Annotated in this window: 17 protein-coding genes; 10 read left to right on the top strand and 7 right to left on the bottom strand. The window is 46.4% G+C overall.

Features of this window, described 5'->3' with window-relative positions; translation table 11 throughout:
* Positions 1 to 100: 100 nt before the first annotated feature.
* A complete protein-coding gene (locus QP794_RS17450; RefSeq protein ID WP_285078243.1) occupies positions 101 to 1690 on the top strand; it encodes a carboxylesterase/lipase family protein in 1590 nt (529 codons plus the stop codon).
* Positions 1691 to 1882: 192 nt separating this feature from the next.
* Here the strand turns inward: QP794_RS17450 and QP794_RS17445 are convergent, their stop codons facing one another.
* Complete coding sequence (locus tag QP794_RS17445; protein WP_285078242.1) at positions 1883 to 3469, bottom strand: choice-of-anchor I domain-containing protein; 1587 nt, start codon at positions 3467 to 3469, stop codon at positions 1883 to 1885.
* Positions 3470 to 3700: 231 nt separating this feature from the next.
* On the opposite strand from QP794_RS17445, the gene QP794_RS17440 reads away from it, so the two are divergent.
* Both QP794_RS17440 and QP794_RS17435 read left to right on the top strand, forming a co-directional pair.
* Positions 3701 to 4657 (top strand): helix-turn-helix transcriptional regulator, encoded by a 957-nt coding sequence (locus QP794_RS17440; RefSeq protein WP_079351176.1) that lies wholly within the window; start codon positions 3701 to 3703, stop codon positions 4655 to 4657.
* Between the two features lie 110 nt (positions 4658 to 4767).
* Positions 4768 to 5955, top strand: coding sequence for an MFS transporter (locus tag QP794_RS17435; protein ID WP_285078241.1), 1188 nt, complete (start codon positions 4768 to 4770; stop codon positions 5953 to 5955).
* 212 nt (positions 5956 to 6167) lie between these two features.
* Here QP794_RS17435 and QP794_RS17430 read toward each other — a convergent pair whose 3' ends face one another.
* Positions 6168 to 6725, bottom strand: coding sequence for a DUF1697 domain-containing protein (locus QP794_RS17430; protein WP_285078240.1), 558 nt, complete (start codon positions 6723 to 6725; stop codon positions 6168 to 6170).
* Positions 6726 to 6798: 73 nt separating this feature from the next.
* The gene (locus QP794_RS17425; protein WP_285078239.1) at positions 6799 to 7449 is read right to left on the bottom strand and encodes a hypothetical protein; all 651 of its coding nucleotides are present in this window, start codon (positions 7447 to 7449) and stop codon (positions 6799 to 6801) included.
* A 248-nt stretch (positions 7450 to 7697) separates the two neighbouring features.
* On the opposite strand from QP794_RS17425, the gene QP794_RS17420 reads away from it, so the two are divergent.
* The 3 genes from QP794_RS17420 to QP794_RS17410 all read left to right on the top strand — a co-directional run bounded on the left by QP794_RS17420 (position 7698) and on the right by QP794_RS17410 (position 10430).
* The gene (locus tag QP794_RS17420; protein ID WP_285078238.1) at positions 7698 to 8504 is read left to right on the top strand and encodes an alpha/beta fold hydrolase; all 807 of its coding nucleotides are present in this window, start codon (positions 7698 to 7700) and stop codon (positions 8502 to 8504) included.
* A 30-nt stretch (positions 8505 to 8534) separates the two neighbouring features.
* A complete protein-coding gene (locus QP794_RS17415; RefSeq protein ID WP_285078237.1) occupies positions 8535 to 9536 on the top strand; it encodes a sensor domain-containing diguanylate cyclase in 1002 nt (333 codons plus the stop codon).
* A gap of 63 nt (positions 9537 to 9599) precedes the next feature.
* Entirely contained in the window at positions 9600 to 10430 is an 831-nt protein-coding gene (locus tag QP794_RS17410) for a methyl-accepting chemotaxis protein (RefSeq protein WP_094936838.1), read from the top strand.
* A gap of 89 nt (positions 10431 to 10519) precedes the next feature.
* On the opposite strand, the gene QP794_RS17405 is transcribed toward QP794_RS17410, so the two are convergent.
* The gene (locus tag QP794_RS17405) at positions 10520 to 11014 is read right to left on the bottom strand and encodes a nuclear transport factor 2 family protein (RefSeq protein WP_285078236.1); all 495 of its coding nucleotides are present in this window, start codon (positions 11012 to 11014) and stop codon (positions 10520 to 10522) included.
* A gap of 159 nt (positions 11015 to 11173) precedes the next feature.
* On the opposite strand from QP794_RS17405, the gene QP794_RS17400 reads away from it, so the two are divergent.
* Positions 11174 to 11728, top strand: coding sequence for a TetR/AcrR family transcriptional regulator C-terminal domain-containing protein (locus QP794_RS17400; RefSeq protein ID WP_285078235.1), 555 nt, complete (start codon positions 11174 to 11176; stop codon positions 11726 to 11728).
* Positions 11729 to 11766: 38 nt separating this feature from the next.
* Here the strand turns inward: QP794_RS17400 and QP794_RS17395 are convergent, their stop codons facing one another.
* The gene (locus tag QP794_RS17395; RefSeq protein WP_285078234.1) at positions 11767 to 13260 is read right to left on the bottom strand and encodes a right-handed parallel beta-helix repeat-containing protein; all 1494 of its coding nucleotides are present in this window, start codon (positions 13258 to 13260) and stop codon (positions 11767 to 11769) included.
* A 206-nt stretch (positions 13261 to 13466) separates the two neighbouring features.
* On the opposite strand from QP794_RS17395, the gene QP794_RS17390 reads away from it, so the two are divergent.
* Together QP794_RS17390 and QP794_RS17385 are read left to right on the top strand one after the other, a co-directional pair.
* Positions 13467 to 14123, top strand: coding sequence for a DUF2625 family protein (locus QP794_RS17390; protein WP_285078233.1), 657 nt, complete (start codon positions 13467 to 13469; stop codon positions 14121 to 14123).
* Positions 14124 to 14155: 32 nt separating this feature from the next.
* A complete protein-coding gene (locus QP794_RS17385; RefSeq protein WP_285078232.1) occupies positions 14156 to 14620 on the top strand; it encodes an SMI1/KNR4 family protein in 465 nt (154 codons plus the stop codon).
* 118 nt (positions 14621 to 14738) lie between these two features.
* On the opposite strand, the gene QP794_RS17380 is transcribed toward QP794_RS17385, so the two are convergent.
* Positions 14739 to 16082: an MFS transporter gene (locus tag QP794_RS17380; protein WP_285078231.1), complete on the bottom strand. Its 1344-nt coding sequence runs from the start codon at positions 16080 to 16082 to the stop codon at positions 14739 to 14741.
* A gap of 230 nt (positions 16083 to 16312) precedes the next feature.
* Positions 16313 to 18964, bottom strand: a complete 2652-nt coding sequence (locus tag QP794_RS17375) for a cation-translocating P-type ATPase (RefSeq protein WP_285078230.1) — start codon at positions 18962 to 18964, stop codon at positions 16313 to 16315.
* 443 nt (positions 18965 to 19407) lie between these two features.
* Here QP794_RS17375 and QP794_RS17370 point away from each other — a divergent pair, with 443 nt between their 5' ends.
* Positions 19408 to 21021, top strand: coding sequence for a helix-turn-helix domain-containing protein (locus QP794_RS17370; RefSeq protein WP_285078229.1), 1614 nt, complete (start codon positions 19408 to 19410; stop codon positions 21019 to 21021).
* Positions 21022 to 21122: the final 101 nt, after the last annotated feature.

Genomic DNA, 21122 nt, shown 5'->3' with positions numbered 1-21122 from the left:
GGCGGCACAGGTAGTTCATTATTCCATTGATCAGAATAAGTTCTAGAGTGGTCAGCTTATCCTATTGTTAGGTGGGTGAAGATGCTTGGAGCAGGATCGGATGAAACATAGACAGGTTCGAACATTTCAACCTCAAACGCTGCAACAGACAACATATGGGCCAATTGACGGCAGAACCTACGAGCAATTCGGTACGCTCGGTTGGCTTGGTGTTCCTTATGCCTCTCCTCCGGTAGGTGAATTGCGCTGGAAAGCTCCGCGTGAACCGGAGGCATGGATGGAAACAAGATCAGCCAAGGAATTCGCTGCAAGCAGTTTGCAATTATCCGGTATAGATACTACAGGCAGTGAGGACTCGCTATATCTGAACATTTGGCGTCCGGATACAATCAGTTCTAAGCTTCCGGTTATGGTGTTTCTGCATGGCGGCGGAAATATGACGGGATCAGGCAAAGATTTTCAGGGGGAACAGCTTGCGCGTAACACGAACAGCATTATTGTTTCGGTAAACTATCGATTGGGAGCCCTTGGATTCTTTCAACATGCTGCATTGAAAACTGGAAATGCCCTAGATGATTCGGGCAATTATGGTTTGCTGGATGCATTACGTGCCTTACAGTGGGTTCAGGATAATATAGAAGGTTTCGGTGGAGATACTGCCAATGTTACGTTGGCCGGACAGTCTGCGGGAGCACGTGACGTCCTGGCAGCGATGATCTCACCGCTTAGTAAAGGGCTGTTTCAGAAGGCAGCTGCTTTCAGCGGCGGCCTGACCACTGCTGGCCCAGAAAAAGGAGAGCAGAAATCCGAGGATGCCCTCGTTAAAATACTCGTGGGAGAAGGGATAGCGACTTCTGTGCAAGAAGCGAAAACATGGGTCGGCATTCAGTCTAAGTCACAGCTGGAGAGTTATCTGCGTGAATTGCCTGCGGACAAACTTGTCACTGCATTTGGTTCAACGGCAATCCGGATGGAGTCATTCCCGCATCTGTTTCGTGATGGGTCGGTCATTCCAAAAGAAGGTTTCGAGGCTATTGACAGCGGCAACTATGTACAAGTGCCTGTATTGCTCGGCAGTCTGGAAACGGAGTTCTCCAGCTTTGCTTTAGGTGATGAGAACTTTACACCCTCGATTAACGATGAAACGCTGTTCACCGATGAGACCAAGGCAGAGCAGTATGCTGCAGCCCTGAAATACGGTAGTGAGGTTTATGCTGGTTTTAATGCAGAGCGGGTGGCTGAACGCTTGACAAGTAAAGCAGGGCAGCCGCCAGTATATGCCTATCATTTTGCTTGGGGTACACAGCCAAGAGTTATCTCGGAAAGACTGCAAACGTTGCTGGGCGCACCCCATGGAGCGGACATGGATTTCTACACAGGACACGCAGACGGGGTAGCCGCCTCTTTCTCTGAAGGCTATTTTAGCGAAACCAATAAACCAGGCCGTGAGGCGTTGTCTGCCGCGATGACAGCATATCTGAAACAGTTTCTGTACACTGGTAACCCAGGCAATGGCGGATCTTCGGAACTAGCGACATGGACACCTTGGACCAAAGATGCCAAAACACCAATCATGCGTTTGGACGCAAGCAATACTACTACAGAGATTGGAATGTCCACACAGTACAATGGAGGCAAAGAAGCCGTGATGGCAAAAATGAAGAATGAATTGTCTGATGAGACTTACTAGCTGCTGACAGAGAGTGTATTTGCGGGACGTTTCTTCTGGGAATAAAGGCTGCATAGCTAGATATGTCTATCGTTAAAAGGATTGGTGTCCTACAGTAGTTGAGTCACGTAAAAGGACGCGAGAGAATGATCTCTCGCGTCCTTTTCTAGTTCTAGGAGAATACCTAATTTAGTTGTTCAGAAGACATCTGATCTATTTTTTTGCAAAAAAACTAAGTGTTCCCGTACTCTCATCTGCACTCACAAACAGGTCGCGTCCATGGACACGATGAATTCCTTCCGGTGACTCTCCAGCAGTGGGGATAAGCCCCAGATATGCAGGATTTACTGGATCAGCAAGATCGAAGAACAAAATGGCATCTGCTCGTTCGGAAGCGACCGCTGCATAAGTTTTGCCTTTAATCGTAGCAACCGTCAGATTCTCGACTTCACTACCTTTGTTTGGACTGCGATCATCCGGGTATAAGCCAACCTGGGCTGTTGCTTCATCGATAAGGTTCTGGCTGTCATACAGCCGTTTGCCCTGCAAATCCCACACAGCGATGTTGCGTCCGCCTGCTTTTACACCATCATCAAATTCATTTTTACCCAAATCACCTTCATTGGCGGTCAGCAGATATTTACCGTCAGCAGAGAAAGCAATGCCATCCGGTTCGTAACGAGCAGTCAATTTCTCGGTAAACTTGACTACGCCATCATCTTTCAAATCGGCAAGATGTGAAGTAGTCCCCAGCGCAAAGATGGAGGTAATCTGCTTCGTTTGCAGATCGACGATGGCAATGGCATTGTTTTCCTGTAACGTAATGGCCGCTGTTTTGCTGTCCGGACTAATTGCAACATACTCCGGTTGTGGATCATGCGGATAACTGACTCCAGCTACATGATCCAGAGAAACGGGCAAGTTGGTGATCTCACCTTCCAATACGTTTCCGCCTGCAAAAGAGACAATCATAATGCTGCCTGGACGTTTCGCATTCGCATAATCAATTTCATCGGCTGCTTTGTTAATCTCTTCATCTTCAATGGCGATAACCGCATGCAGGCCATCAGGGGACAGGGCAATGGAGTCAGGTCCTATACCAAGTTCATACGTCTTGACTGTTTTGTAAGTTGTGAGGTCGACAACCGCCAGCAATCCCTGACTTGCTTCCGTGTCTGTATCACCTGTACGTATGACCGCCAGTCCATATTTGCCATCCTTGGATACCGTTACGCTCGTTACTTCCGCTTTGGCGGAGAGTTCATGGAAGCTGATAGTACGCAGTACGTGGATATTATTCAAATCGGCAATATCCACGACGGAAATGCTGCCATTGTCCGCTTCGGTTACGAGCAGCCGTTGTCCATCCGGAGTGGATGCTGATATTTCAGCTTTGCCGCCGGGCATTTGAAAGGAAGCTGTACGTTCAAATCCGGTTTTATTTTGTTCGAGGATCAATTGATCCGTAATCAGCTTTATTGTTTTTGGAGATACATAGGTTGTTCCTTTGGTGATGTAGCTTTTACTATCGAGGGAAGTGTTCACACCATTAATGGTAGCTGAGGATGTCCCTACTGGGATTTGTACTTTAGTGCTTCCAACCTGAATATCGACACTGCGACGTTTTCCGTCCCAAGTGACCGTTCCTTGCATATTTTCGATAGCGGTACGTAAAATCACATGATCGTTGACGGGTCCAGATGCGTTAGCCGCACTGACCATGGATGTGTAACTTGTTGCTCCTGCCGTTAAGATGGCTGTCATAGACAGGACGGCTAGCCACTGATTTCTCTTTTTCAATGTAACAGATCCCCTTTACCGTTTCGTATGTGATGACATGTACTGTTTTAGTATAGATTTGAAATGTTATGAAAAGGTAAAAGTATAAAGGGACTTGTGTAAACTGAATATGGATTTAGGTCGGGGACTGGTGGAAAAGAAGAAATTGAGGTAGAATCAAGTGAGAATAATTCTCAATTGCTCATCCTTTTTATGAGGATCATGATTAAGATATAGACGAGGTGAATACACATGGGCTTTGATTCGTTAGCCGTTGTATACCAGCATTACTTAACGCAGGAACCATTCAGTCAGCAGGATGAAAACACGTACCTGCTCTCTGCTAAAGCGGGCAGTGGCAATATTAAAAGAGTAACCACGTATAGTGGTATCGAAATTGTGTATTCTCAGATTCATTATAGTGAGCCGTGTTCTACGTTCTTTGCATCGAATATTCCTATCATTGAGCTGCAGTTTGCCTTGTCAGGTGCGCGTTATGTAGACATATCCGGTCAGGAATATACGCTGTCCACTGGACAGGGAGCACTTCTGATGATGCGTGATTTTGAAGCCTGGTTCCATCCGCCTGCGCAGGAGAATTATACTTCTTTTGCTCTCGGGATTCCGATCTCGTTGTTCAATTATGCGGGTGCACATTTGGCAACAAGCCAATGCATTCGGTTTCAGGACATTTTGGGACATCGTATTTTCAAACCCATCGTATTTCAGTTGGATCACAGAATACGAACGATGATTGACAGTCTGATTGTGGAATTGAATAACCCCTATAGATCGTCTTTGATGATGGAAGCGACAGCATTGGAAATATTGAATCGGTTTATGATTCAGCTGTTTGATCTGGCGCCGATTCCGGCGGGGTTCTCCAGAGAGGATATACGGAAGCTGCATACCGCTCGGGAGATCATGGAGGCTTGCATGGTGGACCCGCCATCCTTGTTGGCATTATCCAAACAGGTGGGCTTGAATGATTTCAAGTTAAAAAAAGGCTTCAAGGCGCTGTTCGGTACCACCGTCTTTGAATATTTACGCCAGATTCGTCTGGATAACGCCATGAAATTGCTGCGCAACCAGGAGAACAACGTCACCGAGGCAGCGATAGCGGTTGGTTACAGTAATATCAGTGCCTTTTCCCAGCAATTCTATCGCAAATTCGGCGTTAAGCCTTCGGAAATGAAAAAAATATATTAATAATCCGTCTTACCGTCAATTGTTCCGTATGGAGGCAGTCGAGATACACAGAGCCTTGTATACTCCAGGTACAGTGGATACTGTACTGATAAATAAAGGAGTGTATGAGCGTGAACAGAATTAGAGGAAGTATCTTTTTTAGCGTGTTTGCAGCTATGTTGGGTCTTATGCTTATTGCTCCCATTATGCCGCCGCTTATTCGCGAACTGGGGATGAAAGAAAGTCATTCCGGGCTTATTATTTCGCTCGGATCGATTGCAATGGCTGTAATGGCTCCGGTGTGGGGCAGATTGAGTGATTTGAAAGGCAGAAAACCAATTATTTTAATTGGATTCATAGGTATGTCCATAAGTTGCGCTTTGTTCGCTTTGGCCTTGTATGGTGGATTGAATGCTTGGATGGGAGGGGGGCTCCTGCTAACCCTTCTGATTGTGACGCGTAGCTTGATTGGGGCATTCATACCGGCGGTGCTGTCTTCTTCCCAGGCATATATGGGAGATGTGACAGAAGGGGAAGATCGAGGAAGCGGCATGGCTATTATTAGTGCAGCGAATGGACTCGGGCTTGTATTTGGTCCTGCGATTGCAGGGGCTTTTACCATCATAGGTCTGCTGTGGCCGCTATATTTTGGCATCTTTATTGCCATTGCTGCCTTTATCATCGCGTTGTTGCTTATTCCAGCAGCCAGACCCGTCATTCAGGATAAACCGCCGAAGGTCAACCCGTTCCAACGCGGATTACGAATGTACCTTGCTGCAGGATTGGTGACTATGGTTGGCATTATGACGCTGCAAGTCATTGGTGGATTTTATTTTCAGGATCAACTCAGTCTATCTCCAGCCGCAACAGCCAGAATGGTTTCGTTTGGGCTCATGTTCTCCGGGGCAGCGATGCTGATCATGCAGGTGATTCAGATGAAGTGGCTCAAATGGCGGCCGCGGCCCATGATTCTGCTCGGTTCTCTTTTTCTGATGGGAAGCATGGTTCTGTTTCTGGTCTCTACTCAGCTGTCCATCTATTATTTCTCGTTTTTCCTGTTCGGTATGGGCTCGGGTCTGATGATGCCTGGTTTTATGGCGGGAGCTTCTCTCTCTGTCAGCAAAGAACAGCAGGGCGGTGCAGCCGGATTGGTTGCAGCGATTCAAGGCATATCGGCCGTGATTACCCCATTGCTGACAACAACGCTGTATCAGGTAGATAAACATATTCCGTTTATGCTGGTAGCCCTATTGGTTGTTGTCATGAGTATCATCATGCTGGGGATGAAAACGAATCAACCGAGTTCAGTAACCGGGTAAATTAGGAAGGGGCTAGTATACAGCTGGACCGATTTTGGGCCGCATTCTATTGCAGTTCCAATAAATGCGGCCCGCCAGCTGCTCCAAACCCACCAACCGTTATCCAAAATCTGATCTTGAGCACACGCACGCAGCTACTTCGAGATCGTTGGAAGTGCACTGGGAAAAGCCTGTGCTTGCACCTGAAAACATAAGACTTCACTTGGCCTTGATCATCTCTCAGCCGCAGCCTGCATCAGCTTGTAAATCTGGCGGGTCGTGTTTACGTTCCGGACCGTCATATATTTGTACACCTTGGAGCCTATGAGCTTGCTCATACCACTCTTGGTGACAAGTTCTTTACTGACGGAATACAAAATGGCTCCGGGAACATATAGCAATGTGCCGATTTCCGGTTTGATGGGCAGCTTGTCCAGCACTGAAACGTCATTCACCTCATCCCAGAGGAACATGACATCACTTTTAGCCATCGCATCATTGGTCCATTCCTCCGGCAGTGCCTGAACAACAGTCCGGACTTCATCCAGATTACGTACCATCACCTTGATCTGTAAGCCAAAATCGACAGTTATGGCTTGTTCAAGAATCTGGGCTAATTCCGCATTCGCATTGACGCGATCCTGATGATCGGCAAAGATAATATTGCCTGAGTTGATATACGTCACCACATCCAGCAAGCCTGCTTGTTCAAACGTTTCTTTCAACTCTTTCATATTGATTTTATTGTTCCCGCCTACATTGATGCCTCGAAGCAAAGCAACATAAATCATATTCACGCCTCCATATCCCTGGTTGGGTCCTGTACTCTTGGGACCTTGTAAGTGTATGTTTTATTTCTAACCATTAGCGAAACGACAAATACTCCAATACATGCTCCACATGTTTTTCTCCCAGCAAATCATTCAATCGAGGTTCCACAAGCTCCAGATATTCGGGTTTGGTTTCGTAAGATTCCTCATCCTTCAATTCTCCACCATAAGTCCGTGCAGCTTCTATCAGGATAGCGACTGCGGTAAAAAAGTCAGACAATGACTCAGCGACCCGTGTTGGTTCGCCGCCTTCAAAGGCTGCATACACAGGCGAGTCAGGTGCTGCTGTGTCCACAATCAAGGGATCATCATTCACATTGGCGATGACAACATGACCTGGTTTCCATGAGGCAGCTTCCTCATAAGGCTCGTTCATGCCGACCCATCGATAGCCTAACTGCTGCCGATACAGATGTTCAGGTGCAACGAAGAAGATCACGGCTGCATCACCGATTTCGACAGCCGCATTTTTCAACTTGAGTGTACCTTCGGCCTTCGCATCGACCATCTCATAGTGACTGTATAGATATTGAAGCTCTGGGGAGAGAGGAATTCGTTCGTCCACTTCCGGTTGATGATGTTGTGTGAGAGGACGAAGATCATTGTTTTTGAAAAGTCCATAAGCTTCATTATATAAGTTCTGCTGTTCCACAAAACGGGTTAAGGCAGCTTCCAGTTGTTGCATGGGATTGATTCCTCCTGGTCTTCTGGTATGTGTTCTTGCCTAAGTAGCTACTCCGTTGATCATAAGAATTATACTATATCAGAATGGGAAAGGCTTACAGATTTATTCAGTCTCAACGGGCATCGGATGGAGGATGGGCTGAGCTACAGCAGGAAAATTAATATTTATTATTCATCTCCCAGCATTTTCCGATATAATAACTTAATAGAACGAAAGCAAGAGGATACTACCTCAGAGAGGTGATTGGAATGACGGTTGACGTCCTAGTACGCAACAATGTAAAGGTACTTGGTACCGGCGGGCAAACCATTGTGTTTGCTCATGGGTTTGGATGTGATCAGGATATGTGGCGCTATATCGTTCCGAGTTTTATGGATAACTACCGTGTCGTTTTGTTTGATTACGTAGGCTCGGGCCAATCTCAAATTGACTATTATGATGCTGACAAGTACAGCAGTCTGCAAGGATACGCACAGGATGTGCTTGAAATTATGGAAGCGCTCAATCTGAGAGACGTCGTATTTGTCGGGCACTCTGTAAGCAGCATGATTGGCATGCTTGCATCCATTCAGGCAGCCGAATATTTTAGACGTATTGTAATGCTGGGGCCTTCTCCCCGTTACGTAAATGATCTTCCGAATTATTACGGCGGTTTTGACCGACGCGACATAGATGAGCTGCTGGAGATGATGCAGATGAATTTTGTTGGTTGGGCGAGTTATCTTGCTCCAATCGTGATGCAGAATCCCGAGCGCAAAGAGCTGACAGAGGAGTTGGAAAAAAGCTTTTGTTCAAGGGACCCGCATATTGCGAGGCAATTTGCCGAGGTGACGTTTTTCTCGGATTGTCGGGATGATCTGGAGCGGGCTTCTGTACCCACGTTGATTCTCCAATGCTCAGACGATAGCATCGCTCCAGTTGAAGTGGGGGATTACTTGCATGCCCATCTGAAGAACAGCAGACTTCTACAGATGACGGCGAAGGGACATTACCCTCATTTGAGTCAGCCAGAAGAAACAAGTCGTTTCATTAAAAACTATTTGCAGAGCGTGTAAAGTATAAGGAGAGGAAAGTGCAATTAATCCATGGACCTACAATTAGATCTGGCACCTTGCGGATACTTCTCCATCTCTGACTCGGGCATCATTCAATCCATTAATCAAACGATGCTGGGCATGCTGAAATATGAACGCACCGATTTGTTAGGGAAGCATATTGAGTCGACGATGTCGGTGACCAACAAGTTGTTTTTTCACACGTATTTTTATCCATACATTCAGCTATATGGTCATGTGGATGAGATGTATTTCTCCTTTCGCACCAGTGATCAGCAGGATGTTCCGGTTCTTCTGAACGGGGTTCGCCAGACTCGCAACGGAGAAAGCATAATTGACTGTGTCGTGGTGATCATGCGCAAGCGAATTGAGCATGAGAAGGATATATTGCAGACCAAAACAAAGCTGCAGGAATTATATCAAGCTACGAATGAGGCGAATAAGGAGCTTGAGCGATTGCATGAGGAGTACAAGGTAAAACAGCAGGCATTAATCAAAGTGAATGATCAGTTGGAGACGATGGCTTCTACGGATTTGCTTACCGGACTGAAGAACCGCAGATATTTCCAGGACAAAATGGTTGAAAGCCTGACGTTTTTTCGGGACTCCCAACGTTGTTTTTCCCTGCTGGTCGTTGATATTGATCATTTCAAAAATATTAATGATACGTACGGGCATCCGATCGGGGATTCGGTGCTCGGCAATCTGGCGGGCCTGCTGCAATCGGTGTCACGCAGTACGGATGTGGTCGCGCGTTATGGCGGAGAGGAATTTGTCATTATTCTTGCGGATTGTGATCAGGAGCAGGCGATGCATACAGCAGAGCAATACCGTTCACAAGTCGCTTCCGCTGATTGGGGCGAGTATAACATCACGGTGAGTATCGGTGCAGCTACGGCTGCGGAGGAAGACACGGAGCAGTCCCTGTTCCAAAAAGCTGATAAGGCGCTGTATGCCTCCAAAACCGGAGGAAGAAATCGGGTGACACATGCGTCAGAAGCAGAGCGTAACGACTCAAACCTTCATAATTAAATGATAACTGTCGATATAGTATTTAATGCTATTATCCAAATTAGAGGAAGTGAGCACATCATTATGAATCAGGTTGAGGCTGTTTTGGCTGCAATGCCGTTCATTCGGGAAGCTGCACGTCAGGATGTATCCATCTCGGTAATGGACAGGGAGAAGTTTTTGTTTTTCCAATCTGGGAATGCCTTGAAATATGATTTCAAGGCAGGAGATCCGCTCCCGGATATCCACAGGGATTTTAAGATGTTACAGAATGAGTCGAAAACAAGGGAGCATTATCCGGCCGAACTATTCGGTATCGCTGCGGATTCTTATTTCCATCCCATCAAGAACGAGCAAAATGAAATAGAAGCAGTGATTTGCATTACATACAGTATGGATACGCAGGATCAATTGAAAAAGCTGATGAATCAGGCTGACGAAGTTACCGGCCGACTGATTGAGGGCATTCAGCACGTTGCTGCTCATTCCGAGGAATTGAGTGCGACTTCGGAAGAAATCTTGAGTAATACGAAACGGGCCGTTGAGGATTCCGGAAACGTTAATGAGGTCGTTCTATACATTAAAGAGATTTCGGAGCAGACCAACCTGCTTGGCTTGAATGCTGCAATTGAAGCAGCGCGGGTCGGTGAGGCCGGGGCAGGATTCGGGGTGGTCGCCACCGAAATTCGTAAAATGTCCACGGGGACCAAAGAAGCTACCGGACGGATTGAGCAGTCGCTTGACGCTGTAAAAAAATCCGTATTGAGCATGGAGCAAGAGATTGCCCAGATTTCAGTTTCTTCGCAAGAGCAGGCGAAGCTGGTCACAGAGTTTATGAATGTGATCGATCAATTGAATGAAACAAATCACGGCTTGCGCAGGCTGGTCGAAAAAATAACGGATGACGTGGAATAATTCCGTCGATACATGAACGAAACGCTCAACCACAGATGTGGTTGAGCGTTTTCTTATTTGCTTCAGGATGAACTTGGGTCAGCTTCCTTTTAGGAATACTGTTTATTCAGCAAAGCGGTATCGTAGTATTCTTCAAATGACTTGATCTTGTTGTGTTCAAATTTGAAGATTTGCACGTAAATGCCGTTATACTTGATTTTTTTGTTGTTACCCCAGGGTCCGTTGGCAGTGATGTCGATGTTGCTCCGTGTTTTGGTAACAATGGTATCCGGATTTTCGCCGACTATAAACTCGTCAATCGTCCATTCGAATGTACCTTTCATATCAGTGAAAATCGGATTGAAGAAGCTTTTAACAGCGTCCCAGCCTTCTTGAACAGCATTGTGCAGGACGGCGACATCTGCTGTAACAAACGGTGTAATCACAGCCGGGTTTTCCTCAACCCACAGTGAATAAAATTGGTCGGTATCACCCAGATACAGCGAGAAAAATTCTATAATGACATCCATGTTTTTGCGGGCGTCTTCATTTGCAGTATCCATTGACGCGTTAACGGTTACATTTTTGATCGTTTTGGAATCCATATATTCCACTCCCCTTTCACATCAAAGTATAAATTAAAGAATCTCAAATCATAATAGACTGTTTCAGTAGAGTGTAAAAAAACTGTACAAATACGTCGATATGTAAAGAGAATGGCCAAGACACCATAGCAGCGTTAGAACCTCAGGAGGGAGATACCTATGCTTAGAAAAATCACGCCCAAAGAACTCCTGGCTGAATCCCTGATTGATTTGGCCAAACGGAACCCGATTCAATCCATTACTGTCACCAACATCACGGATCATTGTCAGGTAAGCAGACAGATGTTCTATTATCATTTTTCGAGCAAGTACGATCTGATTGCCTGGATCTATAGTGACAAAGCGGATAAAATCATCAATCAATATATAGAGAAGGAGCCTTGGGGGCGCGTGGCCGGAAGAATTGTAGCGTTTATTAAAGAGGACTATCTCTATTTCAAAAAAGTATTTGACGACGATACACATTTATCATTCTATAATATTATTTTTCAATATACGGTCGAGTGCCATACCAAGCATATCCAGAAAAAATTGGGTCTTGCCTCATTGCCACAGGATATTGCTTTTGCGATCCAGTTTAATGCCTACGGAGGAGTCAATGTCACCAAAGACTGGCTTGAAAACGGCATGAGGGAATCCCCCGCCGAATTGGGGGAATTAATTTTTTCCGCCATGCCTCAGCCTATTAAAACGTATTTTAACAACGAATCGTAGAATCACTTTACCGGCATTATCCTGGTCACTCTTTCCGGTTACTCGTGGCTCATAAATCCATATCCCTTGGCAGGGGAACTGGCTTGGAGAGTGAAGTCTTCGTTGGCGTCATCCATAAACTTCGGATTCACATACAATGAATGAGCATCATTTCCTGATCCCTCGACGTAGGAGGTGAAGCCGGTATACTCCCTGTTTTTCCAGATCCATATCGCATCTTCTTGTGGTGCAGGGGAGTAGTACACGTTATGATCAAACACATTCCCCGAATTACTGGTGTATTCATTGTAAATGAGCACGTCAGAGCTATTCGATACGAGAATGTTCCGCTTGAACGTATTGTTCTTCGTTTGGGCTTGCATGAACAGTTGCCCATTGCCAGCATCCAGCAGGTCGTTATCAACTATTGTATTGTACATAATCGTACTGTCCACGGTAGAACCGCGTTCCTCATCATAGCCGCCCATGGCGATACCTGTCAGCCTGTTATGAAAAATGAGATTATCCTGCAACGTAATGTTGCTCGTTGAACGTCCGGCGTGCTCCGAAGCAATCTCGATCCCGATATCGTTGCGGTATACCCGATTATGGTCAATGATATGATTTTTGCCTCCATCTACATAGATTCCCCCGGCAGAATTGCTGTCATTGGGGAGGTTCGTTCCATAGGACGGATTGAGATTGGAAGAAATATTATAGATTTCGTTTCCTCGTACAATGCCGTTTCGCGCCTGATCATACGTGTCATCCTCGGATGTACCTTCATAACCGATCAGATCAATACCAATGTTGTCGCTGTCATGAATGGTGTTGTCCAAGATGGCAAACGTATCCACATTCCCGTTGACTGCAAGTGACTCACTTGAACCGAGCATGAGATCATACAGTTCATTATCCTTGATCATAATGTCCCGCAAGGCTTGGGGATGCTCCGTACCATAGATTGCAATTCCATGGGCATCTCTACCCTGCAAATCCGGTCCTGAAGGGTTGGCATCATTTACAATGGAATGAACGGTGTTGCCCAGGACTTGAATGTGTTCCCCGGCTCCGTGAATATAGATGCCAGTAGGCACTTGACCCCGAAGAGAGGTTGTAAAGTTGCGGATTTCGAGATTTTGAATCGTAATAAAGCTGGCATTTTCGACTTCAATCAAACCCTCCAGGCCGCGTACAGACAGACCTTCACCATCAATGATGACTTTCTCCTGTGGATAACTGGAGAACAGGGTGGGATTGCCGGAGGCATTTCCGCTCCGGGTTATTTTCACCTTTTGATGATATACCCCTTCCCGTAAATAAACGATACTGCCTGGATTGGCATGATCTGCAGCATGCTGTAGCGTTCTCCAGGGTTCTTTAATGGTTCCTGTATTCTGGTCGTTTCCATCGGGTGCTATGTAATAAATTTCTTTGGTGGCGGGTGTTTGAACCGAATCTGGTGAAGGCATGGAAGAGCCCTCATCCTGACAACCTGTTGCGAGAAGCATTAGAATCAGGGCCAGAACGTATTGTGTGACTGTACGAAGCAAAAGTGTTTCCTCCCCTTATAAGTAGCGTTGAATTTCGATTATAACAGATTTGAATGGAGGAATAGGGGCGTGATATGTTCATAGAAAACTAGCATGAGTGGAAGAATGGAGGATTAAGATGTGGAATGGTATTTTTGAACGGGAATGGATAAATCCATAGGGGGGGAGCAAGCAGAATGTAAAGTAGGCTGAAGGGAGCAATAATTATGCATAAATTAACTGCAAATGAATTAGTGGATCGGGAGAATCATGCTTGGGAGGAACTCAAGGAACTGTTGGACCATGGACAAAATAAATACATCTATGTTCCTGCACAGCGAGAGGTCGGAGAGGACGCGCTTTATCGCCTACAAGTAAGCACTAAATCCTATTTGGGGGCTGTTGCCTATGAGACAGCGGGCATTGTGCTGGATGATGGCTGGATTACGTTGCTTGGATCGGGAGGTGACCAAATCTTTGGGAGTCTGACCAGTTGGAATGGTGTGGCTGACAAGCCTTGTGTACCCGCACTGGAAGGCATGATGGTCGTCGCTTATGATGCTGCGGGTGGATTTTTCGGAATGGATATGGGTAAGTATGGCCGTACAGGACATGTATACTATTTTGCCCCTGACACGCTGGAATGGGAATCGACGGAACTGGCTTATTCGGGCTTCATCAACTGGTTAGCTAATGGTGATCTGGAGCAGTATTACCAGACCTTTCGCTGGAAGGGTTGGCAGAACGACATAGTACAGCTTCAGATAGGACAAGTATTCGCGTATTATCCACCGCTTTGGACGGAAGAGGGCAGCGGTGAGAGCAGCAGCAAAGCTCCTGTAGCTGTGGAAGAAGCCTGGAAGTCAGCATTGGGTGGGAAATGATGTGCTATGACAGGACTGTACGGAGGGGGTGTATGAATAACTTGAATATCGATAACATTCAGAAGCATTACGGCATTTTGTTTCCGCATGAATATCTGGAGTTTCAACGGGAGTCTGGAGGTAAAGCATTTGATATGATTGAAAATGGAGAGGTCATCGATTGGGAAATTCGTTTCTCTGTTCTCGATGATCTATTCATTGCGAATAACATCAATCTGGTAGACGACGTGAATCCCGATCCACGCCGGATTATTCCGTTTGCTTGGAGTGTCAGCAGCGGCAACAACTACTTATTGGATTACCGAAAGAATTCAGAATCTCCTGCCGTACTGGTTATGGACCATGAAGAAGCGATGGTACGTGAAGATGCCGAGAGCGAATCAGAGACGCCGGAGGAAGCCCAGCAACTGCTGGAGGAAAATGTACGAGAGATCGCTGCCAATTTCAATGCATTCATAGCTTGTTTAAAAGCCAGACCGAGTGATCCAGTTGAGTGATTCACCGTTTGAATATCCTCGTGAACGACAAAAGGCTCGCGCTATTCGCGGGCCTTTTACTTAATCGAATACATGAATGTTTTGATTGAATGATATAGAATACATTCTAACTTACAGCCTATCCAGTCTCAGTCATCGTAACCGCAGAAGTCGATCGTGCAGCTTTGTTATGCCAGACCACGATGACTAGCGAGATCAGACAGACTAAAAGCAGACATCCATATACAACATGATAAGCTTCCTCTACTGGAACACCCGGAATGCTATGCAGCAGCAGCCCACAGACAGCCACAGATACGGAACCGCCAAAAAACTGGATCAGCTGTAACAAGCCCATACCGGAGCCGATTTGCGCTTTGGGCAGCACCCGAGACGCTTCGTTATTCAGGGAAGCTATGGAGGCGGAGAGTGCGGGGGAGAAAAAGAGATATCCTCCGGTGATGATCAAAGCAGACTGATTCAGTCCCAGCATAAACAGAGCTAACACTCCGGCAAGCAAAATGTGTCCGATCATTAGAAAACGCATATTGCCATAACGGTCAATCCACCGACCTACGAAACGGGTACAGAATGCCGAGACGATGGCTCCAGGAGCAATCAGCAGACCAATAGCCAGTGACGAACGTCCAAACAGATCAGCGAGCACTAGCGGCATCAGGAACAGATTGCCCAGATTTACGACCAGAACGCAGAAGCCGATGATCAGTAGCCGGGTAAACCCGGGTGTTCGGAATACATGTGGATTCACAAAAGGCAGGCTTGCCCTGCGGATATACACGATGTGCACAATAAGTGAAATGACACCGATGGACAGCCATAACCATGACTGCTGAGTGATGGCAACCAGAAGGGTAGTTGCATTAATCACGGTTAATGCTGCACCGATCATATCAAATGGATTCTCCGGCTTGGGCGTTTCACGCGGGAGAAAATAGAGCAGTACGGGCAGTGCAAACAGGACAAGCACCGTAATAGCGAAAAGTCCATTCCAGCCCCAGTACTCACTAATGAGTCCACCCACAATGGGCCCAAGCCCAAATGCCATGGCACTGCCTGATGAAATAAGGGCAATGGCAGCTCCGCGGCGCTCCAGCGGAATGTAACGGCTTGCGATGACAAGCCCAAGCCCGGCCATGACTCCAGCACCCGCAGATTGCAGAATACGTGTCAGCAAAAGGATCGCAAAGCTATGCGCAAATAATCCGAATAATGAAGATAAGCCCAGGATCATCAATCCCACCGTCAGCAGTTTGCGCACCGGGATACGGTCAGATAATCGACTGTAAATCACCGTCGACAAGGCGTAACCAATGGAGTAGCTTGAGATGACCCAGGATCCGAGATCAGATGTAATCTGAAGATCATGGATAATAACAGGTAAAGAGACGTTAAACATGGTGGTATTCATCACAACGATGAACAGGCAGCAAGTCCAGAGGGGCATAACAATTTTATCTTTCACGTGACCATTCCTGTCTATTCATTCAATAATTATTGAAATTCAATATTATATTTTACGCTTAATCATATCATATGGCAATAATGTCATAAAAATAATATCGGCTTATATTGTTACTTAACACTTGTATCGTGATTAGTCTGAGAATGATTTTAACCAAAATATTTCAAGTGATAGCCAAAAACAGGCGCCACTTCAAGGGCCGCCTGTCTTGGTATGCTGATCTATTTTTCTTATGAAGCAGTGGCTTGTTTCCCTCGATTGCGAATCCATTTGATGACATCCATCAGAATGACGGCGGCGAGAGCGAGTCCTCCTGCGATCAGGAACTCATTCCAGCCAAACGCAGCCGGGATGGCAAAGATGCCACGTACACCCGGGATCAGCGTGATTGCGTAAAGGCAGAGACAAACCAGGATGGAACCAAGAACTAATTTGTTGGTGGTGAAGCCGACCTGGAAAATCGTCTGTGTATTGGAGCGGGCTGCAAAAGTTTGCAAACTCCGTGCCAGAATCAAGGTTGTAAAGGCCATGGCCACGCTTATTTCCTCCGAGATTCCAAGTCCGATATATTGGGAAACGATGACCGCCACCCCGATCAGGACGCCGCGAGTAATGACGGCCTGTAACGTTCCGCCGGCAAAGATGCCTTCGTTAATATCTCGCGGTTTGCGTCGCATGACATCCGGTTCAGCTTTTTCGGTACCGAGTGCAATGGCTGGCAGCGAGTCATTCACCAGATTGATAAAGAGCAGTTGCAGCGCTGTAAAAGGGTTCACCCAACCGACCACAAGTGCAAACAAAATGGCGATAATCGCCCCGAGGTTTCCTGCAAACAGGTACGCAATAGCTTTTTTGATATTATCAAATACCATACGTCCCACACTGACTGCATTCACGATGGACACAAAGTTATCATCCGTCAAAATCATGGCTGCCGCATCTTTGGCGACATCCGTCCCGCTGCCCATCGCTACGCCGATGTCGGCCTGTTTCAATGCAGGTGCATCGTTGACCCCATCTCCGGTCATGGCTGCAATCTTGCCTTTGCGCTGCCACGCACGCACGATGCGGATTTTATTTTCAGGAGATACACGTGCGTACACCGAGATATGTTCGAGCTGCTGGTCGAGTTCTTCATCCGACAGTTTGTCGAGCTCCGCTCCGGTAAGGGCCAGGTCGTCCGGGCCAGCAAGTCCGATATCAATACCGATCGCTTGGGCTGTTGTTTTGTGGTCGCCGGTGATCATAATGGTGCGAATGCCCGCCTTCTTGGACTCTTCGATGGAACCATATACCGCTTCACGCGGTGGATCGATCATGGCCGTCAGACCAACGAGTGTTAAATCATATTCGTCCTCTACCGTGACCTGATTTTTGTCATCAAACTTTTTGTAGGCGTAAGCCAGCACACGGAAGGCACGTTTGGAGAACGCTTCGTTCTTCTCTTCAAACTGCGTTCGAATCTCAGGCGTTAACGGTTGAACTTCACCGTTTATGAAAACATGACTACAGCGACTGAACAGGACGTCCGGGCCACCTTTTGTCAGCAAAGCGGTCTGTCCCTCAAACGTATGCACCGTACTCATCAATTTCCGATCCGAGTCAAAAGGAAGCTCGGCTTCACGCGGAAACTGGTCACGAATTTCATTGTAATCCTTGTTCACCCGGTTACTGAAGGCAATCAGCGCCACCTCTGTGGGATCACCGAGTTCCTTGCCTTCCTGGTTAATATTAGAATCATTGCAGAGCACTGCAATATGTAACAAGCGCCGTTCCTCTGCAGACCACTGTTTGGGATCATCGGGGAATTGGTCTTTCGTACCATGGGGGATATAATAGTCCACCACGGTCATTTTGTTTTGGGTAAGGGTTCCTGTTTTGTCGGTACAGATAATGCTGGCAGAACCCAAAGCTTCCACGGCAGGAAGACGTCTGATAATGGCGTGCTGCTTGGCCATTTTATTCGTTCCGAGAGATAATACGATCGTTACAATGGAGGAAAGGGCTTCAGGTATGGCTGCCACGGCTACGGCAACTGCGAACATTAGGGCATTCACAATGGATGGCCCGATATTTTCGGTTCCTTCCGTTAACCAGACACGACCTGCTTCGATGGCGAAAATGATAATCGATAGGCCCAGGATGAAAAAGCCCAGCTTTTTGCTGAACGATTCCAATTTGCGTTGTAACGGTGTTTCTTTGGCTTCGGCATTTTCAATTAATTCGGCTATTTTGCCGATTTCCGTTTTCAGTGCGGTGCCTGTAATAACGAGCATGCCACGACCATACACGACCAGTGAACCACTAAATGCCATGTTTCGACGGTCCCCGATCGGTGCTTCCTCGGGAATGGCATGCGCATGTTTCTCCGCTGCTTCGGATTCTCCGGTCAGCATGCCTTCATTGATTCGGAGACTTCCTGATTCCAATATGCGTCCATCTGCAGGCACGTAATCTCCCGCATCGAGCAGGACAATATCGCCGGGAACGAGTTCCCTGGCCGGAATCGTCTTTTTCTGACCATCACGAATGACCTTGGCTTCGGGTGCAGACATTTGCCGCAGTGCATCAAGCGAGCTTTCGGCTTTTTTGGTCTGTACGACACTAATGACGGCATTTAACAGAATGACGAGAAAGATAATCAGCGATTCAATCAGGTGTCCGAGTACAATCTGGACAGCCGCTGCAATGAGAAGCACGATAACCATGGGATCTTTAAAATTTTCAATAAATAGCTTCCAGATGGGGGTTGCAGCTTTTCCTTTTAACTCGTTATAGCCTTCCGTCTCAAGTCTTTTTGCAGCTTCGGAGGTGGTGAGCCCGTCCGTGGAACTCTGAACGTCCTGAAGTGTCTCCTCTGCACTGTGTCTGTAATGTTGCAAATGACCAGCTCCTTGGATCATAGATTTCGGATATTAGATTTCTTTGTGTATATAACCTTGCAGGCGTCTAAGAATCAGTAAAACTTCATCAAATTTATGAACTCCATAGGTAGAATCTCCGCGTCTGGTGAATCTCATTCGTTTGCTATGATTGCGCATTGTATATTACAGCTACTTCGTTGCCGAATGACACGGTTATACTGATTACGTTGTGGGACAAATTTCGTTTTATAGATGTGGTTTAAACTATAGTGGGGATACGGTGTGTTCACCTACTGGATGTTAGGAAAAGAACGGAAACACGTATAAATTAAGAAAAGCCCGTACCTGATGGTGCGGATTTTCGGGTATTGTAGAGTTAATAACACGACTTCAATTAAATATATTTTTGATGTAGTAACACTTAAAACTATGGATTCTTCAGCCACAGAAAGGATTACAATATGTCCAACAACATAGATTGGGTGGCACAATGGAAGTCAACCAAGCCACTGACAGACCAATGGATGACTGCGGGCAAGCTGCATCACTTTTCAAGTCATGCCTTGCTGCTCATCCTCGATGGGAAAGCGATCTGGAATATTAATAGTCAAAGGGTTCAGGTATCTTATGGAGAGTTGATTGCTGTGCAAGAAAACTCTGTGATTGAAGTGATTGAGGGTGGCAATCTGGATTTGGCCGGATGGCATATTCAGTTTGATACATATGCGATGTTTCCTGACCGAGGTGAAATGGAGAAATATCAATGGCATGTACCGTCAGGAGATACGTATCAAAAAGTACAATTAACCGGTGGCACGCTGGCGATTCTCAGTCAGCAATGGAGTGAACACAGTTCTCCTGATTGGAATGCCACCCGGGTTGGAAATCAGTATCTGATATATGAATTGCTGCAACATGTATATCGTGAGCAGCCGGAAGAGCAGTCGACCGTTGAGCAAGGTATTCTCCGCTCTGTGGATTACATGCAGCAGCATTATGACCAGGTCATCACACGAAAGCAATTGGCTGAGATCGCAGGCATCACTCCCTGGCATTATTCCCGCAAATTCAGTGAGCGATATGGAAAGCCACCTCTGGATTACCTGGCTCATTACCGAATCTATCGTGCTCAAGAGGAGCTGTTGTTAACAACGGCGACCTCTCAGGACATTGCCAAGAAGACCGGATTCGAGGATGCTCATTATTTCAGTCGTCGTTTCAAACAGCTAACAGGCGTTTCCCCGAGAAATTATAGACAAACGTTGCCCCTGCGTAAAATCGTATGTCTTTCCCCGCTTTGTGGGGAAGTGTTGATTCACTTGGGGGTTATTCCACATGCCGTTATAGTGACACCCTTGCTTTTGCCTGAACATCAGTATGAATTATTTGAATTGCATCAGGTGAAGATGCTGGAAGTCCCGCAATATGAGCTGGATGTGGAACGGATTCGGCAAGTTCAGCCTGAATGGATTATAGGAAACGTATGGACAGAAGAGATCAAGCAAAGACTGCGCACCATTGCACCCATCTTAACGGGTCTAAATAACGATGTGGAGACCCTGCTCCATCAACTAGCCGGTTTGTTTCACCGTGAAGATACAGCCTATGAACTTCATTTGCAGCTTCAATTGGAAGTGAACGCAGCACAGCGACAACTGCAGCATCTTGTCCAATCTTCCTCCACTGTGATGGTACTGAGGGTAGAACCGTTTGGTTATCGATACATGGGTGGTCACTCTAATGGGGTATCCCATGTGCTGTATGAACAGCTCCAATTAACTTTGCCACAGCCGCTGCAAGCAGGGGAGGGGTGGTTTAATCCTTGCTCACTCGACTTATTGGCCAAAGCTAATCCAGATTACCTGTTTGTTGAGAAACGGGTCATGCAGCACTTTAGTGCTGAAGAAAATATGAAGAAGTTAGTGGAGAACTCTCAATGGAATGACTTGGAGGCTGTAAAAAACAACAGAGTATTTCTCGTGGATACTCGCCTGTGGGTGGATGGTCGCGGAATTATCGGACACAAAATGATTTTGAATGAAATTGTGAATAGTCTGGTCACCAATGTATTGTAGAGCACAATAATCCAACTGAATACGCACCATCTCCTATGGAAGGATCTCTTCCTATTTGCTAGTATTCGATAATAATAATCATTATCAATATTACATAAGGG

This window comes from Paenibacillus sp. UMB7766-LJ446, from assembly GCF_030226665.1.
In the GTDB taxonomy this organism is placed as follows: domain Bacteria; phylum Bacillota; class Bacilli; order Paenibacillales; family Paenibacillaceae; genus Paenibacillus; species Paenibacillus vandeheii.
The sequence above is the reverse complement of the archived record's forward strand: the minus strand, read 5'-3'. Positions and strand labels throughout refer to the sequence as shown.

What these genes read in the sequence shown, in the direction of transcription:
- QP794_RS17450 (WP_285078243.1), top strand. Translation starts at nt 101, where the DNA reads ATGAAACATAGACAGGTTCGAACATTTCAACCTCAAACGCTGCAACAG.
- QP794_RS17440 (WP_079351176.1), top strand. Translation starts at nt 3,701, where the DNA reads ATGGGCTTTGATTCGTTAGCCGTTGTATACCAGCATTACTTAACGCAG.
- QP794_RS17430 (WP_285078240.1), bottom strand. Translation starts at nt 6,725, where the DNA reads ATGATTTATGTTGCTTTGCTTCGAGGCATCAATGTAGGCGGGAACAAT.
- QP794_RS17425 (WP_285078239.1), bottom strand. Translation starts at nt 7,449, where the DNA reads ATGCAACAACTGGAAGCTGCCTTAACCCGTTTTGTGGAACAGCAGAAC.
- QP794_RS17420 (WP_285078238.1), top strand. Translation starts at nt 7,698, where the DNA reads ATGACGGTTGACGTCCTAGTACGCAACAATGTAAAGGTACTTGGTACC.
- QP794_RS17415 (WP_285078237.1), top strand. Translation starts at nt 8,535, where the DNA reads ATGGACCTACAATTAGATCTGGCACCTTGCGGATACTTCTCCATCTCT.
- QP794_RS17410 (WP_094936838.1), top strand. Translation starts at nt 9,600, where the DNA reads ATGAATCAGGTTGAGGCTGTTTTGGCTGCAATGCCGTTCATTCGGGAA.
- QP794_RS17405 (WP_285078236.1), bottom strand. Translation starts at nt 11,014, where the DNA reads ATGGATTCCAAAACGATCAAAAATGTAACCGTTAACGCGTCAATGGAT.
- QP794_RS17400 (WP_285078235.1), top strand. Translation starts at nt 11,174, where the DNA reads ATGCTTAGAAAAATCACGCCCAAAGAACTCCTGGCTGAATCCCTGATT.
- QP794_RS17390 (WP_285078233.1), top strand. Translation starts at nt 13,467, where the DNA reads ATGCATAAATTAACTGCAAATGAATTAGTGGATCGGGAGAATCATGCT.
- QP794_RS17385 (WP_285078232.1), top strand. Translation starts at nt 14,156, where the DNA reads ATGAATAACTTGAATATCGATAACATTCAGAAGCATTACGGCATTTTG.
- QP794_RS17370 (WP_285078229.1), top strand. Translation starts at nt 19,408, where the DNA reads ATGTCCAACAACATAGATTGGGTGGCACAATGGAAGTCAACCAAGCCA.